Source organism: Pseudoalteromonas sp. M8 (assembly GCF_018141365.1).
In the GTDB taxonomy this organism is placed as follows: domain Bacteria; phylum Pseudomonadota; class Gammaproteobacteria; order Enterobacterales; family Alteromonadaceae; genus Pseudoalteromonas.
Map to the genome: position 1 here is coordinate 184,516 of NZ_CP047239.1, position 16,680 is coordinate 201,195.

Annotated in this window: 16 protein-coding genes; 12 read left to right on the top strand and 4 right to left on the bottom strand. The window is 43.7% G+C overall.

What is annotated here, in order from left to right; all coding sequences use genetic code 11:
• Positions 1-3 precede the first annotated feature (3 nt).
• Both astA and GSF13_RS00725 read left to right on the top strand, forming a co-directional pair.
• Positions 4-1,029, top strand: coding sequence for an arginine N-succinyltransferase (gene astA, locus GSF13_RS00720; RefSeq protein ID WP_211865625.1), 1,026 nt, complete (start codon positions 4-6; stop codon positions 1,027-1,029).
• Between the two features lie 76 nt (positions 1,030-1,105).
• Positions 1,106-1,909, top strand: coding sequence for a DUF1338 domain-containing protein (locus tag GSF13_RS00725; RefSeq protein ID WP_010373001.1), 804 nt, complete (start codon positions 1,106-1,108; stop codon positions 1,907-1,909).
• Between the two features lie 79 nt (positions 1,910-1,988).
• Here the strand turns inward: GSF13_RS00725 and GSF13_RS00730 are convergent, their stop codons facing one another.
• Positions 1,989-2,879 carry a hypothetical protein gene (locus GSF13_RS00730; RefSeq protein WP_206471989.1) on the bottom strand — a complete coding sequence of 297 codons (891 nt, stop codon included), beginning with the start codon at positions 2,877-2,879 and terminating at the stop codon, positions 1,989-1,991.
• Between the two features lie 234 nt (positions 2,880-3,113).
• Between GSF13_RS00730 and GSF13_RS00735 the strand changes: the two genes are divergently transcribed.
• Positions 3,114-3,473, top strand: coding sequence for a hypothetical protein (locus tag GSF13_RS00735; RefSeq protein ID WP_206471988.1), 360 nt, complete (start codon positions 3,114-3,116; stop codon positions 3,471-3,473).
• Between the two features lie 161 nt (positions 3,474-3,634).
• Here GSF13_RS00735 and GSF13_RS00740 read toward each other — a convergent pair whose 3' ends face one another.
• On the bottom strand, positions 3,635-4,177 hold the full coding sequence (locus GSF13_RS00740) for a cysteine hydrolase family protein (protein WP_010605386.1): 543 nt from the start codon (positions 4,175-4,177) through the stop codon (positions 3,635-3,637).
• A gap of 228 nt (positions 4,178-4,405) precedes the next feature.
• Here GSF13_RS00740 and GSF13_RS00745 point away from each other — a divergent pair, with 228 nt between their 5' ends.
• The 3 genes from GSF13_RS00745 (at position 4,406) to GSF13_RS00755 (ending at position 7,440) form a co-directional block, all read left to right on the top strand.
• A complete protein-coding gene (locus tag GSF13_RS00745) occupies positions 4,406-5,296 on the top strand; it encodes an SUMF1/EgtB/PvdO family nonheme iron enzyme (protein ID WP_227387905.1) in 891 nt (296 codons plus the stop codon).
• 132 nt (positions 5,297-5,428) lie between these two features.
• The gene (locus tag GSF13_RS00750; protein ID WP_249122654.1) at positions 5,429-6,241 is read left to right on the top strand and encodes an SUMF1/EgtB/PvdO family nonheme iron enzyme; all 813 of its coding nucleotides are present in this window, start codon (positions 5,429-5,431) and stop codon (positions 6,239-6,241) included.
• 260 nt (positions 6,242-6,501) lie between these two features.
• A complete protein-coding gene (locus GSF13_RS00755; protein WP_206471969.1) occupies positions 6,502-7,440 on the top strand; it encodes an SUMF1/EgtB/PvdO family nonheme iron enzyme in 939 nt (312 codons plus the stop codon).
• Between the two features lie 24 nt (positions 7,441-7,464).
• Here the strand turns inward: GSF13_RS00755 and GSF13_RS00760 are convergent, their stop codons facing one another.
• Positions 7,465-10,368 carry a hypothetical protein gene (locus GSF13_RS00760; protein ID WP_211865635.1) on the bottom strand — a complete coding sequence of 968 codons (2,904 nt, stop codon included), beginning with the start codon at positions 10,366-10,368 and terminating at the stop codon, positions 7,465-7,467.
• A gap of 371 nt (positions 10,369-10,739) precedes the next feature.
• Here GSF13_RS00760 and GSF13_RS00765 point away from each other — a divergent pair, with 371 nt between their 5' ends.
• The gene (locus GSF13_RS00765; protein WP_206471963.1) at positions 10,740-11,570 is read left to right on the top strand and encodes a polyphosphate kinase; all 831 of its coding nucleotides are present in this window, start codon (positions 10,740-10,742) and stop codon (positions 11,568-11,570) included.
• A gap of 3 nt (positions 11,571-11,573) precedes the next feature.
• Entirely contained in the window at positions 11,574-12,887 is a 1,314-nt protein-coding gene (locus GSF13_RS00770) for a DUF2252 family protein (RefSeq protein WP_206471962.1), read from the top strand.
• Here GSF13_RS00770 and GSF13_RS00775 read toward each other — a convergent pair.
• The gene (locus GSF13_RS00775; RefSeq protein WP_211865637.1) at positions 12,884-13,837 is read right to left on the bottom strand and encodes a ribonuclease Z; all 954 of its coding nucleotides are present in this window, start codon (positions 13,835-13,837) and stop codon (positions 12,884-12,886) included. The genes GSF13_RS00770 and GSF13_RS00775 overlap by 4 nt on opposite strands.
• A gap of 103 nt (positions 13,838-13,940) precedes the next feature.
• On the opposite strand from GSF13_RS00775, the gene GSF13_RS00780 reads away from it, so the two are divergent.
• Genes GSF13_RS00780 through GSF13_RS00795 form a run of 4 tightly spaced genes read left to right on the top strand, consistent with a single transcriptional unit; the run spans position 13,941 to position 16,581 of the window.
• Positions 13,941-14,480, top strand: a complete 540-nt coding sequence (locus tag GSF13_RS00780) for an isochorismatase family protein (protein ID WP_223193527.1) — start codon at positions 13,941-13,943, stop codon at positions 14,478-14,480.
• Between the two features lie 44 nt (positions 14,481-14,524).
• A complete protein-coding gene (locus GSF13_RS00785) occupies positions 14,525-14,788 on the top strand; it encodes a DUF3081 family protein (RefSeq protein WP_010373027.1) in 264 nt (87 codons plus the stop codon).
• Positions 14,781-15,110 carry a hypothetical protein gene (locus tag GSF13_RS00790; RefSeq protein ID WP_211865639.1) on the top strand — a complete coding sequence of 110 codons (330 nt, stop codon included), beginning with the start codon at positions 14,781-14,783 and terminating at the stop codon, positions 15,108-15,110. The genes GSF13_RS00785 and GSF13_RS00790 overlap by 8 nt, the downstream gene beginning before the upstream one ends.
• Positions 15,103-16,581, top strand: coding sequence for a deoxyribodipyrimidine photo-lyase (locus tag GSF13_RS00795; protein ID WP_206471959.1), 1,479 nt, complete (start codon positions 15,103-15,105; stop codon positions 16,579-16,581). Before GSF13_RS00790 ends, GSF13_RS00795 begins: the two co-directional genes overlap by 8 nt.
• Positions 16,582-16,680: the final 99 nt, after the last annotated feature.

The following is a 16,680-nucleotide window of genomic DNA, read 5'->3' on the forward strand; positions in this document are numbered from 1 at the left end:
CTCATGTTAGTATTAAGACCAATACAAAAAACTGACTTCGACGCGCTAAAAACCATTGCGGTTGAATCTGGCCATGGGTTTACCTCACTGCCAGTAGATGACGAATTGTTGTCTAATAAAATTAACCGCTCGGTTGAAAGCTTTGCAAAGTCAGTGTCAAAACCATACGACGAAGGCTATTTGTTCGTCCTTGAAGACACACAAACGGGCGAAATTATAGGCACCACTGCGATTGAAGCTGCGGTAGGTATGTCTGTGCCTTTATATCACTATCATCTTGGCAAAACAGTACATCACTCAAGAACTTTGGGTGTCTATAATACCGTCGATATTCTATCGATGTGTAACGACTACACCGGAAGCTCTGAGATCTGCACGCTATTTTTACGTGAAGGTCATCGCCAAGGGTTAGCTGGTCGCTTTCTTTCAAGAAGCCGTTTCTTATTTATGGCAGAACATGCAGAACGCTTTAGCGACACCGTTATTGCGGAAATGCGTGGTGTAAGTGACGAACATGGCCATTCGCCATTTTGGCAGTGGCTGCAAGAACACTTTTTTAGCATTGAATTTCCGCAAGCAGATCACTTGGTCGGTCTCGGGGACAAAGTGTTTATTTGTGAACTTATGCCCAAGTATCCCATCTATGCAAACCTACTAAGTCCAGAAGCACAAGCTGTGATAGGTAAAGTGCACGAGAAAACCAAGCCTGCTTTGCGTTTATTACAAAAAGAAGGGTTTGAACACCGTGGCTATGTTGACTTGTTCGACGCAGGTCCAACGGTAGAAGCCAAACTAGACAACATTAGAACGGTTAGAGAGTCGTTTAAAGGTGAGGTTGAAATAGTCGCTTCACTACCTGACAAGCTCCCTAATCTTGCTATTTCAAATGGTCGATTAGACGCGTTTAAAGCCACGTTTACCGATCAGGCTTATCTGTGCGAAGCGGAAGAAAAAATTCAGCTGACCGTAGAGGTAGCCAATGCGCTTGATGTCACTCAAGGTGAACTGATAAACGCATTTAAACTATAGATTTCAATGTCGTGCTGATACCAATTGGTATAAAGTTTAACAAGCTGTCACCAAGACAAAAAATTAGGAAACCATTATGCACAACAACGTAGATACACTATTTGAACACCTGTGGGACAACTACCTAGAAGTAACACCTTCTGCAGTTAAAGTTCATGAACTACTCGGCTCAACGCAAAAAGACGACGTGATCAATGACCACATCGCATTGCGTACTTTTAATATTGAAAAAGTAGGTCTAGAAAAGCTCGCTGCACATTTTAAAGCAGTAGGTTACACAGAATGTGGCGAATACCACTTTGAAGCGAAAAAGCTATATGCTAAGCACTATGAACACCAAGATCCAACGAAACCAAAGGTGTTTATCTCTGAGCTGCTCGTTGAAAAATGTTCAGAAGAACTACAAGCTATCGTTAAAGACATGGTTGAGCAAATCGACGAGTCTGCAGTAACAGCTGAAAACTTCCTGTATTCTGGCACCCACTGGCGCGTTTCTCACGAGACATACAAAAAACTACTGGCTGAGAGCGAGTATGCCGCATGGATGTCTGCATGGGGTTACCGCGCTAACCACTTTACGGTAAGCATCAACTACCTGAAGAACTTCACCACAATTGAAGCTGTAAACCAAGCGCTCAAAGACAATGGTTTTGAGCTAAACACCTCTGGTGGCGAGATCAAAGGCTCTCCAGAAGTGTTACTAGAACAATCTTCAACGCTTGCTGATCACCAAAACGTGCAGTTTAATGACGGTGAATTTAGCATTCCAAGCTGCTTCTATGAGTTTGCTCTGCGTTATGCCAAGCCTGACGGCGAGATCTATACTGGTTTTGTTGCAGCTTCTGCTGACAAAATCTTTGAAAGTACTAACGCAAGATAATCGCGTTTAAAATCAGTGCTTGCCTAAGCACTCTGCCCAAATTGTAAAGCAGCCTTTATGGCTGCTTTTTTAGTTAATATTAGCCACAACTCCAATCAAACTCACGAGTTACCAAATCAAGCATACCTATCCCTCCGCCAAAGTTATGCCCACCTAAGATCTCTTCGAATTCGATGTAGTAAGGTGTAAGAAAATCAGGGATCCCTTGACCGTTTAAACTCGTCCCGCCTAAATGGTTTGGCGAAACACTCTCTAACCACTCAGGGTCGCCTTCGTACGGATCAATATAACCTGTATCTTCATATTCGCTGGGCATCTTGCCCGCATTAGGATCACTAGGGTTAGCAACAAGCGTAATTGCACGGTTAAAACTTACTGCTTCTGGGGGAATTCCACCAAGCTCGCGATATATTTGGTACTCTTCAGCTGGCAAACTGAGGTACTGGGAATAGTTCATTTTCCAAAAGCAACTCGCCCCACCCTCGACTAGCCATCCAGGGACGCAAACATCATCTTCAAAATGCCGTTCAATAATGGTTGGCGGTGAACAGAGCTCGCCGTAAAACTCAGCTTCACTAAGCAGGAGCGTTGCGTAATAACAATCTAGCGTATCCGCTGCAAACTTACAGCTAGGATGAACCGTTTGCATCGCCTGCCAAAAGGGTTTGAATAGCGGTTCATCTGGCGACTGCTCGGCAAATAACGCCTCTTCTAACCCTTCAATATATTCGGGCCCGCCATCATTGTGATCAACCGCGATTGCAAAAAAGCTAACCGCATACGCATTCTCATCAGTGCGATAACCCTCTGGCAATTTTAGTGTAAAGCTGTGTTTTAGCGGGTAGCCGGTATGTGGGTCCAGCGGCCATTGATTGGCTTTAATTCCGGGGGGCAAACCAAATACCCAGCCATCAAAGCGTGTTTTATCGTCAATGGATTGTTTCAATATTTCGATATTATAAGCATTCATTACTATCTCCTTATTAAATAACGTTGCTTACTCGTAAGTTAGGGCCTGTTTATCTTTCAAGTTTGTTTTTGCAGCAGCAAAGAACAACAGACCCTAGTATAAAAGTATTAACCCCACAATTGAAATAGGTACTTAGACTTTTTACAGTGTTTGAGACACTTAAAAATATTGTTTATATTCATTACCTGTTGTTGAAAAATCAGTAGTGAAGATGATTAGACAAGGATAATAGTTATGAATTATTTTGGAACGTTTGGTTCAACTGAAAAAGAGGCGCTTCGCCTTCTCATGCCAGTTGTCGACAATGCTTTGAAAGCGCATGAGAGAGGAAACTATCAAGCATATTTATCTGTAATAACCGCCGACTTAGCCAAAAAGGTTTCTGAGGAGGGATTTTTACGGGCATACCATGAAATCGCGCCGCAGCTTGGCCGCTTAAAATCCAAAACCTTGTTAGCGTCTCTTCGAAGAGGTCAGGATCCAATGCTGATATTTGCAGCGAAATACGAGAACACACAGGACGATATCGTAATTAATATCACATTTAAAAACGCGACTACCCCTCCTTTAATTGCATGGATGTGGATTGAATAGTCCTTTGGTTCAAAGACTTAGATCAAAACTTATAGGAGGACCATTTCCGGTTTGCTTCACACTTGTGTAATAACATGTATAACCCTTAACAGCCGGTTATTAGGACGAGTAAGTGAAAACAGTGACAGGAAATGGTAATCCCTCAACAAAATTAGACTGTATCAGTCACCTAAAGCAATAATTTTGGCAGTAGACACCGCGGATATTTTCACTCCAAAACTGGAGATACTTGGCAGTGTGGCATTATGATGTATTCTTATTTGTTCACCTGACATGTGCTTTTTGCAATGTGTGGTATGGGCATCCGCCACTAATGTAACTGCATAACCCAAACCCGCGGCTCGCCGACTCGTTGTATCAACACAAAACTCTGTAGCATAACCACAAACATAAATATGTTGAGCTCCATGTTCTTCAAGTATGTTAGACAGATTTGTGTTTAAAAATGAATCTGGGGTGGTTTTACGCACGAACTGATCATTGGCGTCAACTTGAAGTACTGATTGTAATTGCCAACCTTCACTACCATACTCAATCGCAGTACCGTTTTGCTCATGTTGAATATAGATAACTGGCATGCCTTGCTTTCGAGCCCAATCTGTCACTAAGTTAATTTGGCTTAACACCTCTTCACTTGCATACGGTTTGGGCTCTGGGTCGAATAAAAGACTCTGTACATCAATTACCAATACTGCAGATTTCATAGCATACTCTTTTTGGGCATAATCTTGCTTATAAATTAAAAAGCCGCCAACAGCTTGAACAGCATTCATTCTTTCAAGGGTTGTAGTGCCCAAGCAATATAAATCACAAGCGTTATATTGTCATTTTAATATTTATACATTGGTCTTACTGCCACATTGGCTATGTTTCAATACAGCTAAACAAGTTATGATAAATGTGTATGCAAAGACCTTGTGGATAGCACACTTATGGACAAGATTGATCACCAGATATTAACCCCTTTAACGGCATTACTATGCTTGGTCATAAGCGGTTGTGACGACCTAGGCCAACAAATAGACGCGCTTACTGGCGAGCAAGACAAACAAGTGCAAACACTAATTGAGCGCACTAAAGACCAAATGGTGTTTGTTGAAGGCGGCAGCTTTATGATGGGCGATGGTGGAGGTCCTAATAACTTGCCTTGGACCATAGCTCGCGATAATAAGCCCGCTCATAAGGTGACCCTTACCAGCTATTCGATGGGCGCTTATGAGGTAAGCTATGGCGATTTTGATTTATATACCGCGGTAAACAACCTGCCAAAAACCATGTGGACAAAATGGGATAAAGATGAAATTTGGCGTGCACCTGAATTCTCTGCGGGGGTGAACTGGTATGATGCCAAGAACTATTGCTTATGGCTGGCAAAACTCACACAACTCCCAATTGATTTACCAACCGAAGCACAGTGGGAATTTGCAGCACGAAACCGTGGTGAAAACATTTTGTTTGCCACCAATACTGGTATGCTTGAACTCGGTGTAAATTACTCTCTCGCCGAAGAGCCTGAACCGCATATTAGTGGCACCTATCCACCTAACCCATTGGGGTTTTATGACTTAAGCGGCAATATGATTGAGTGGGTCAATGACTGGTGGGCTGAGGATTACTATCAACACTCCCCAGAACAGGATCCTAAAGGGCCAAAAGAAGGCACAAAAAAGGTCATGCGTGGCGGGATGTTTTTAGAGTCTCCCCGTGGCAGTAATGTATATACACGGCAAGAATCTGAGAAACTAAAAAAGGCATACAGGGCAACTGGATTTCGCTGCGTGCTTAATCAAGCTAAGCCAATTCCTGTTCAATCAGTTAACTAGTTCATTGTCATCGTAAAAGTCAGCGTTTATTCAAACTACTTACTTTATGCTGTTGCAGTTTTGATTTCGCCTGTACGCTTGGTATGCTTGAGCTGCACTAAGGATAAATAAGTAACATAGGAAAGTCACCATATGGAAAATAAACGGATACATTCACCCTCCCACTTTGCCAACATTAACCGGCGCAATATTATCACCAATAAATACACAACCGTTCCCAGCCTCGCAGTACTGTGTGTGGTAATGACAGGGTGTGACGACCTAGGCCAACAAATAGACGCGCTTACTGGCGAGCAAGACAAACAAGTGCAAACACTAATTGAGCGCACTAAAGCCCAAATGGTGTTTGTTGAAGGCGGCAGCTTTATGATGGGCGATGGTGGAGGTCCTAATAACTTGCCTTGGACCATAGCTCGCGATAATAAGCCCGCTCATAAGGTGACCCTTACCAGCTATTCGATGGGCGCTTATGAGGTAAGCTATGGCGATTTTGATTTATATACCGCAGTAAACGACCTACCAAAAACCATGTGGGAGGATTGGGGTAAAGGGGAAGTTTGGCGCGCACCTGAATTCCCTGCGGGAGTGAGTTGGTATGGTGCTAAGAACTATTGTTTATGGCTGGCAAAACTCACACAACTCCCAATTGATTTACCAACAGAAGCACAATGGGAATTTGCAGCACGAAACCGTGGCGAGAATATTCTTTTTGCCACAGATAACGGGCGGATAGAAGAAGGCCGGAATTATGAACTAAATACTGATTATGCGGAGCCTTCTGGCACATACCCCGCTAACCCATTAGGATTTTATGATTTAAGCGGCAATATGATTGAGTGGGTCAATGACTGGTGGGCTGAGGATTACTATCAACACTCCCAGAACAGGATCCTAAAGGGCCAAAAGAAGGCACAAAAAAGGTCATGCGTGGCGGGATGTTTTTAGAGTCTCCCCGTGGCAGTAATGTATATACACGGCAAGAATCTGAGAAACTAAAAAAGGCATACAGGGCAACTGGATTTCGCTGCGTGCTTAATCAAGCTAAGCCAATTCCTGTTCAATCAGTTAACTAGTTCATTGTCATCGTAAAAGTCAGCGTTTATTCAAACTACTTACTTTATGCTGTTGCAGTTTTGATTTCGCCTGTACGCTTGGTATGCTTGAGCTGCACTAAGGATAAATAAGTAACATAGGAAAGTCACCATATGGAAAATAAACGGATACATTCACTCCCCCACTTTGCCAACATTAATCGCCGCAATATTATCACCAATAAATACACAACCGTTCCCAGCCTCGCAGTACTGTGTTTGGTAATGAGCGGGTGTGACGACCTTGGCCAACAAATAGACGCGCTTACTGGCGAGCAAGACAAACAAGTGCAAATACTGATTGAGCGCACAAAAGCCCAAATGGTGTTTGTTGAAGGCGGCAGTTTTATGATGGGCGATGGTGGAGGTCCTAATAACTTGCCTTGGACCATAGCCCGCGATAATAAACCCGCTCATAAGGTGACCCTTACCAGCTATTCGATGGGCGCTTATGAGGTAAGCTATGGCGATTTTGATTTACATACCGCAGTAAATGACCTACCAAAAACCGTGTGGGAAGAATGGGATAAAGATGAAATTTGGCGCGCCCCTGAATTCCCTGCTGGAGTAAGTTGGTATGGCGCAAAAAACTATTGTTTATGGCTGGCGAAACTCACACAACTCCCCTTTGATTTACCAACAGAAGCACAATGGGAATTTGCAGCACGAAACCGTGGCGAGAATATTCTTTTTGCCACAGATAACGGGCGGATAGAAGAAGGTCGGAATTATGAACTAAATACTGATTATGCGGAACCCTCCGGCACATACCCCGCTAACCCATTGGGATTTTATGACTTAAGTGGCAATATGATTGAATGGGTTAATGACTGGTGGGCTGAGGATTACTATCAAAACTCCCCAGAGCAGGATCCCAAAGGACCAAAAGAAGGCACAAAAAAGGTTATGCGAGGCGGAACTTTCATGGAGTCGCCACGTGGCAGCAATGTTTATACTCGGCAAGAGTCTAATGAACTGAACACTAGCTATAGGGACATCGGGTTTAGATGCGTACTAAATCAACCTACACCGCTAGATATGCAACCAAAGTAGCTAACTTTGGTTGCTATTACGCTGTTATGCAAGTGCTACAAATGGACTAATATTAAGCATCGCGACGGCAACCGAACCGGAGCGTGCTCGACTTGGTAGTTTGCGTCGCCATGCATCAAATTCATGCTGCTGAGCGCCTTCTAAAATACTATTAAGCTGAGATAATCCCTCTTCTCGGCTGCATTTTTCACCGCCCTCTCCCATATGCTGCAATACTTCGTCTAATTCCTCTGTGCAAAGAATATGCTTAAGTACAATAATAATCGCATTTTCACGTCGCTCATTTAAGCCGGACCAGCTGTATGCATCAGAGTCAATTAAATTCGCTAAATTTGGATTAGCAAGTAAATTTAGCATTGCTCCCTTAGCTTCAGGCACCGTAAATTTTAACATTTCGGGCTTTTGTAGAATATTATCCATCATATCTTTCGCGCGCTCATGGATTAAAACAGTTCCTCGCCACCATGTATCGACTTGACGAACACTAGAACCTACGAAATTAATAATTTCATCACCTGTTGCTATGTGCATAGATACTGCTTTGTATAATACTTTAAAAGCATCTTCTTGGATAAATTCAAGGTAATCATAATCATTATTTTTAAGCTGGTGATAAACAAATTGGGCAAGCGTGACAATTTCATCTACACCTATCTCACAGACTAATTCTCCACCAGCACCTACGCCCCAGATAAGTCCCAATTTCGCGCGAAGTATAAACCTTCCGTCTTCATAACCAATAAAACACCCGGCGTGTGCACCGGCGCCAAATGCGCCTTCTGCCTTTCCACCTAGTTTAGCTAAATCACAAAAACTAGATTTACCAGATTTTTCTGGGTTATCCCATTGCAAAGCACCTGTTAACTCACAGCCTGCGGATACCCCAGCAAATGCGCTCAGCTCGCCTTTTACAGGTTCAAACTTGCGATCGGCGCGGCTAAGTGCTTTTACTTGTTCAGGGGTTAATCCCTCAAGCATCATTTTACCTTGCTTTACTGTACAGCCTACATTTGCCGCCGCTTGTAATTTCGCTCCTGCATAGCCAAAAAGGGCAATGGTCGCATTTAATCGGATCGCGCCTAAGTTTATCTCACGCTCTTTGGTCGTATTTTTAAGTGGCATCATAAACTTAAATTCATACCCATTTTTATTAGGGTAGTAACCACTCATTGCAGCTTTTGCTTCACCGACTGCAAAATCGACTTTGGCATCAGCTTGAAATGAAAAGACACCATCCTTTGGGCTAAAGTTTGCAGCAATGCCTGCACCATGGGTATAGCGCATTAATCGCGCCTCTGCACTGGCATCAAAATAGTCGCTTTTTTCAAACCTTTTTATCTTTAGATCTTCATTTAGCTCCCTAGCCCATTCGCCCCATATGGTTGTATACGTGTCGACAAGCTTCTTATCATACTTAAAATTGACCTTTAGCTTGCTCAAATCATTTTTAAGCGCTTTGTTCAGTTTGCTACGGTCTAAGTTGCCATTCGCATCGCTAAAACGACGACCGTTTCGAATGTCCGTATCAATTTTATAGCGTCTAGTATGATTGGCGATTTTATCACTGCGCACATAGGTATACTTTCGGCCTTTAAAGCCAATGACTTCGGTAATTTTATTAGCGGTAGGGCCTGAAACAAGTGGTTTTAGGGTCTCGTTTAACGCCTTTTTTGCGTCAATTACTTTATCATCTTGCTTCGAGAGGTCTTGTTGTCCAGCCAGCGCTTGCTTTAGCTGCTCCATGGGAGGGTTAAGTACTTCCATTTCTTGCTCTAAAATATCGGCAAGTGACTGCGTGACCGCTATAAAGCTGTTATCTTCTGGAATATATATAAAATCAATAATTTCCTGTTGGTCTTCAGATTCTTCAACCGAAAAACTCACGGAGTGCGTCGCACCTCCGGCTTCAGCGGTTAATGTGTATTCCCCCGCCACAAGCGGTAGCGCCAACTCCCAATCATAACCTCTGTCTGGTATGTAGTTGCCATTCACTTGCTCCAATATGGCTGATTTTGAACCCGACGTTGGCCCTTTCCAGATTAGGTTAACGCTGTTGCTATTATAGAATTGTCCTTTAACTAGTACGTCAAAGCCGGTATTCACCCTGACTTTATCACCCGCTTTGGGAGGATTTTTTATAGTAAACTGAGGATGGTTGAAGCCATATATACGGCTTTCATTTGGTGTGCCAGTATACTGCTCGACAACACTCGCGGCAGTTTCTCCCGGCCCTAATACATGATTTGCAAAACGTCTTTTAGTGGCTTGGTTTTGCTCTAGTTTTACGATTTGCTTTGGATTAGGTTGACCAATAATGACAGATGGCGCAATAGTATCTATGGGTTGTGCTGTACTTTCTAGCTTAGTGGGTGTTTTTTGAATGCCAGCGTTACTCTTACCCATTGACAGGCGCGTTGTACCTGCTCCTTGGCTACTATTGAAGCCCACACCATCATTTTTTGAGTAATCGCTTGTAGCAGCATATTTAGCTGCGGCACCTAAATGTGCACCGTTTTGGCTTAACTCTCCCGCCCCACCCGAGAAGCCTTTACTGCCACCAGAACCGAACTGACCTTCCACTTTAGCCTCAAGCGCTGACTTTTTAATAAACGCAAAGATCTCCTTTATATTGCCTTGAGAAACCGTTTTGAGACGTTGTGCTTGGTTATTTGAAATAACAAGTAGTTGTCTATCGTCATGGTGATGAAGTCCACCATGCCAGTAACGAGCTTCTTTTGGGTCAATACGAATATAGTCGGTGTGATGGGGGTTAAGTGCTTTAAGAATGATGGTGGGCACTTTAGCCATCGGCAATCTGGTTGGTTGTGCCGAATTTTTTACGTCTGAATCTGACTGAAAAAGTGAATCATCGAATGTACCTTGCTGTGCGTCTTGCATAAGCGCAGGCCATTTGTCAAAAGGCTTCATGCCAATCCTTCCTTGTTTATTCCGGTTGTTCCTCATCAATGCAATTTGCTACTCATCAATGAGCGCGAGATATTATTCGGGGTAGATTTTATACTGATGGAGTCAGTTATTCAATCAAGGAAAAATTTTGCTATTTGCCTGTTCTAAATGATGAGAAGTTTTTAACGCCGTTAGCGCCCGATTAGCTCCCTCAAATTAAGGAAGTGTAAGACAAAATGGTATGACATATCATTGTCAAAAAGTCCCTGTAGAGTTTACTCTAGGTTACTCTAACACGCTCAAAAGTTAGTTGGTGCGGTAATATTTTCGCGTTGAACAGCACTTTGACAACAACGGGGCCAACTTAACCAAAGGCGATTAAAGGAGTTAGCATGACCAGTTATGTATCAGAAATAAAGGCGCTAAATCGCGGGCTAAGTGTTAAGCCTCCCATGACACATCCTGCTATTGATTCAAAAAAACACTACAAAAGCGAGTTAAAGTACTGGCAAACCCAGCTATTACATGTGCAACAAGCCTATTTTCATCAAGGGAAGCGCGCTATTTTAGTGTTTGAAGGCTGGGATGCGGCTGGTAAAGGAGGCGCTATTCGCCGCATGACAGAACAGCTCGATCCGCGCGGCGTTAAGGTCTACCCAATCGCAAAACCAACGCCTGAGGAACAAGGCCGGCATTACCTTTATCGGTTTCAAACTAAGCTACCTCCTCGGGGTACTATGACTATTTTTGACCGTTCATATTACGGCCGAGTGTTGGTAGAACGGGTTGAAGGGTTTGCTAGTGAGCAAGAGTGGCACCGCGCCTATCAAGAAATCAATGAATTTGAGCGTCTGCTAACAGATGATAACGTCCGCATTGTTAAGCTATTTTTACACATTAGCGAAGATGAACAGCTCAAGCGCTTTACAGAGCGTTTAAATAATCCGTATAAGCGCTGGAAACTAACGGAAGAAGATATTCGCAACCGCCAAAAGCGACAAGATTATGAGCAAGCAATTGATAATATGTTTGCTAAAACCGATACAAATTTAGCGGGATGGCATTTGATCCTCGCGGAACATAAATGGTATGCCCGCGTACAAGTGATGAAAACCATTGTCGAAGCACTAAGTAAGGGGGTTGATACTAGTCCCCCACCTATCGATAAAGCCGTTGTAAAACTGGCAAAATCTCAATTGGGTATTATTCAAAGGGAGGACTAATCCATGAATCGTCACGACTATCTTGCATCTTACTTTAATGAGCGTGAAGGCATTCACGTAAGCAATGAGTGCAGTAAATTCGACAAAATGAGACTCAGTCCATTTCGGTTTTTCCGTGGTAGTGCCGCGCTTATGTATAAGGACTTACTGGAGCAACAATTACAGTTACCTGAAGCGGCCACCAGCCTGCCACTCACCTACGTAATGGGCGATTGTCATACGGGCAATTTTGGCTTTCATAGTGAAGAAGGCAGCCACGGCGATACCCTAATTTTTGAACCTAATGACTTCGATGACGCCTGCGTCGGACACGCTGTATGGGACCTGTTTCGCTTTTTAGTGAGTTTACCGCTTACCCAACTAGAAGGTGGGCGTATTCAAGAGCAAGCTCAGGATATTAAAGACCGAAGTAAACCTTTGGTCAGTAAAGAGCTAGTTGCCCAAGCACAATTGGACTTTTTACACAGTTACCTAAAAGCCTGTCAGTTGTCGCTGGAGCATAAGGTCGATAGCAACACAGGCTTAACCGAATTTGATAATAATCATATACTGCATAAACGATGGCAAAAAGGGTTGCAAAGAATGGCGGGTGGCGCCGCGTTTACGATAAAAAGCACGCTCGCAAAGGAAATCGACCTCAGCATTAAGCCGCTACGTTTTCGCGAAGACAAACTGAAGTTTAAGCAACTTGACCCCGATTTAAAAGAAAACCTTATTCATCACTTCGCGCCCTATGTTGATGACGAAATTTTAGATTGTGTTGAGCGTATCGACCAAGGCACAGGCTCATTGCATCTGAGCAGATATTATTTGTTGGTTGGCCCAAACGTACAAAAGCCCACTAAAGATATTTTGCCGCTATGCCACATTGTGGAGGTAAAACAACAGCAACTCGCTTCGCCTCTTGCTTACTTTGCAAGTTTAAGCCCTGTGAATCGCTTAGATCCCGCACACTTAACCGTCAACAGTCAAAGAAAAATGCAGCGCCGTACCGATCTCATTTTAGATAATGCACTGTGGCAAGGCAGTCACTGGCTGGTACGCTCGCGCCATCATGCTCGCGTTGGTATAGACCCAGAAGACATCACCATCGGTAAACGTGCAGCGACTAAGTCGGGCTTTAGCCAATATGCAGAGGCTTGCGGTGAAGCACTTGCCCTTTCACATATGCGAGCAGATAGACGCTCCTTACAATTTCAAGAGGATGCCGTAGCCATTTTGCCTAGTCTCATCGATGAATTGGTCAAATCGGCCAGTCATTACAGCGAGCAAGTCGTAGCCGATTGGCGTTGGTTTTGCGAGCAATCCCAGAGCTAAGCTGTTACACACTCAACTTGCTTTTGCTTTGGAATGTCTACAATCAGACCATCCTCTGCAATGATGAGTGCATTGCTAAAGTGCAACTTGGCCTCTTCAATAAGAGGCTGCAGCATGCCCTCGCCATGATAGCGCACGCTAAAATGAGTGAGCGCGAGCATCGGCACTTGATGTAATTGTGCAAATTGAGCGATGCGCTTGGCATCGCTATGTCCTGTATGAAAACCTACTTTATGAAGATCAGCAGCGGTAAAGGTAGCTTCATGAACAAGCAAATCGACCCCTTTTATCATCTGCGATAGCAAGCCGGGCTTTTCGTTATCACCACAAATTATTACAACTCGAGGTTGCCAACTATAAAAACTGTAGTCATCTGAGGTTAAAAGTCGGCCTTGGTATTCTACGTCTTGACCCTTTTGCAACAGGTTGTAGTGGCCGCCAGACGCAATGCCATCTTGCTGAAGTTTATCTATTTTTAACTTGCGAGGAATACATTTTTCCGTGAGCTTATAGCCAACACTGGGCACTCTGTGTTGTAGCGCTATGGTTTCGATATCGCAACATTCAAGCTGTAGCTTATCGTTTATTTCTTCAAGGGCGATGGTGATTAAGTCAAAACTTAGTCTCACCTCTGTCAGTGTAAAACAGCTTTGCACAAACTGAATAACGGCCCTCGGCGCAATTAATTTTAGCGGCGCTTTGCGAGAGTTTAATGCCATGGATGAAATGAGTCCGGGTAATCCATAGCAATGATCCCCATGAAGATGGGTAATACAAATCGCTTCGAGATGATATAGGGTTAACTCACTGTGCAGCAGCGCATGCTGGGTTGCTTCGGCGCAGTCAATTAGTACCCAGGCTTTGGTATTTTCAAAGCTTACTGCCGCTGCCGACATATTACGTTGTTTAGATGGGCTACCTGAAGAAGTGCCAAGAAAATGTACTTTCACGCCAAAACCGTTTACTTTTTAAGTGGGTATACCATTGTAACGAATAAATAACGTATTAGCGAAGCGCGCGTGCTCGCCTTGCAACGTAATCTCTAAGGAGAAGATGATGAATTTGATACCTTCGGACAGCATGATCTTAGTGATCGATATTCAAGAAAAATTTCGTCCTCATATTGAGGTATTTGGCGATATCGAGCGCCAAGTAACCACCCTGCTACAAGCTGCAGAACATTTGTCTGTTCCTGCACTGATTTTTGAGCAATATCCCAAAGGGCTTGGCCATACAGCACCGAGTTTACTTGAATTTAATCTCCCGGTTATCGAAAAAACCGCGTTTAGTGCCTACCACGTTGAATCTTGCAAGCAAGCTATTCAAGAATATAAACGCGACACCATCGTCGTGGTTGGCCTCGAAAGTCATATCTGTGTACAACAAACCGTCAATGACCTGCTTGCGGACAATTTCAACGTTGTGATAGTTGCCGATGGTATTTGCTCACGTAATCCAAAACACACAGATTGGGCGCTAATGCAGATGCAGGCAGATGGCGCACGCTTTTTGGCTTTAGAGTCTATTTTATTTCAGTGGCTAAAATCGGCCAAGAATGAGCAATTTAAGGCAATTTCAGCGTTAGTTAAGTGATCGGCTATCACAGTGAAAGCGTATTCCAAGTATCGAGGTGAACAATGAAAAATGAATTAGATAGCAAGTTCTTGTTAACGGTGTTCGAGCATATTCAAAAGCACGGTGAAGTAACCGAAGAAGGTAAACGCTATGAGGGCATAGTGGCCTATTCAGATCCAGATGGTTACACCATATACCTGCAAGGCAGTGGCGTGTTACTGCGCTCTGGGTTTCATAATACTTATCACTTGGATTATGAACAAGATAAGCACAAAGACGATTTTATTAAGAAGCTAGATTACATTTTTAAAGAGGCGAATGAGTAGCTTATATCCAAATACCAACCGAGGACGTCGCGTTAGACGTCCCCACCCTGAAAGCAAACAAACCCGCGCATATGTAAGTAAGGTCGTCGAAGCGCTCAGGGAAAATCCAAGTAAACTCAAGATAATCAAACAGAACTGCGATGAATTTCGCCAGCAACGCTTTTTAAAACGTGGCTTTTTGCTCGCCATTGAGCGCTTTGATTGGGTGTTTGCGGTGGACGATGATGTAGAGCGAATTTGCCAGCAGATCCTCGCCGACGACTACATAGGAAAACGCCTACGCCGCTACCCTTTATTGTTTAAGGGTGTGTTAGATGATTAACCTCGTTTGGCTCAAACGTGACTTAAGAGTGTCCGACCATAGACCACTTTACGAAGCGTGTAATAATGGCAGACCAACCCTGATATTGTATGTTATCGAACCTGAATACTGGCAGCTCCCCGATACCAGCGAAAGACAATTTCAATTTTTGAAGGAGTCGCTGCTAAGCCTTGCAGAGCAGCTGCAGCTTTTAGGTGGCACGCTGACGATTCGCCAGGGTGATATCATTGAAATACTTGAAAAGATCCATCAGCACATCGCGATCGCAACCCTTTATTGCCATCAAGAAACGGGGAATACATGGACATTTGAGCGCGATTTGCGTGTTATTGCCTGGTGCAAAGAACGACACGTATCGTATGAAGAATATCGCCAACAAGCCGTATTTAGGGGAAAAATTAATCGTGATAAGTGGCAACAGCAAGCCGAGGACTGGCTGCAAAGCGACTGCCTACCAACGCCTTCAAAAATCAATCCACTGCTGCAACAGCATAGTGGTATTGCACTTTTAAATGACTACCCTGGGAATGACAGCAACTCAGCCCCAAAGCCACAATTAGGTGGACTCAAAGCCGCGCAGCAAACCTTGAATAGCTTTTTTAATCATAGGATAGACAACTATTTATTTGGTATCTCAAGCCCGGTAAAAGCCGTAACCAGTAGCTCCAGACTCAGTCCGTATTTGGCCTATGGCGTGCTAAGCCTCAGGGATGTGTTACAACAAACTCTTGAATTAAATGTTGACTCAAAACGCAATAAGAGCGGTTTCTTATCACGGCTTTACTGGCATAGCCACTTTGTGCAAAAGCTCGAATCAGAACCGCTTTATGCTGAGCGCGCTGTGCATGCATCCTTAATTGATATGCGTGCGAGTGAATTTAATACGCAACGTTATGAACTTTGGGCTCACGGCAACACGGGCGTCCCCTTTATTGATGCCTGTATGCGAATGCTGATCGCCACAGGCTGGATAAACTTTCGCATGCGCGCAATGTTGATGGCGTTTTCAAGCTATCATCTATGGCTTGATTGGAAACAACCAGCAGCAAGACTTGCCACTCTATTTATAGATTATGAACCTGGGATCCACTATCCTCAGGTACAAATGCAGTCAGGCACTACTGGGATAAATCCGTTTCGCATCTATAACCCCATAACGCAGGGGCTAAAATATGATCCAGAAGGCCAATTTATTCGCCGCTACATTCCTGAGCTTAATCACGTTCCAACGCATTACTTGCATACACCTTGGTTTTATACCAGCTTAAAAGAAGACCAATATCAGCGCCCTGCTATATTACCCGATGACGCAGCAAAAATTGCCCGTGAAAAAATCTCCGCATTTTATAAGCAACATCTAGATAAAGATGAAACAGGCAGAGTGCTTCATACTCACGCTTCAAGGCGTCGCTCAAGTCGTGGACGCAAAAAACAAGCAAGTTCTGATAAAAATCAGCTTAAGCTATTCTAACTGATCCGTTTTTGCACAATGTTCCGCCTTTCACCCTAAAAAGAGGACAAATAGCCGCTTAAGCATGATCTCATGTAAAAAAAATGCTAAGGTTGCGCC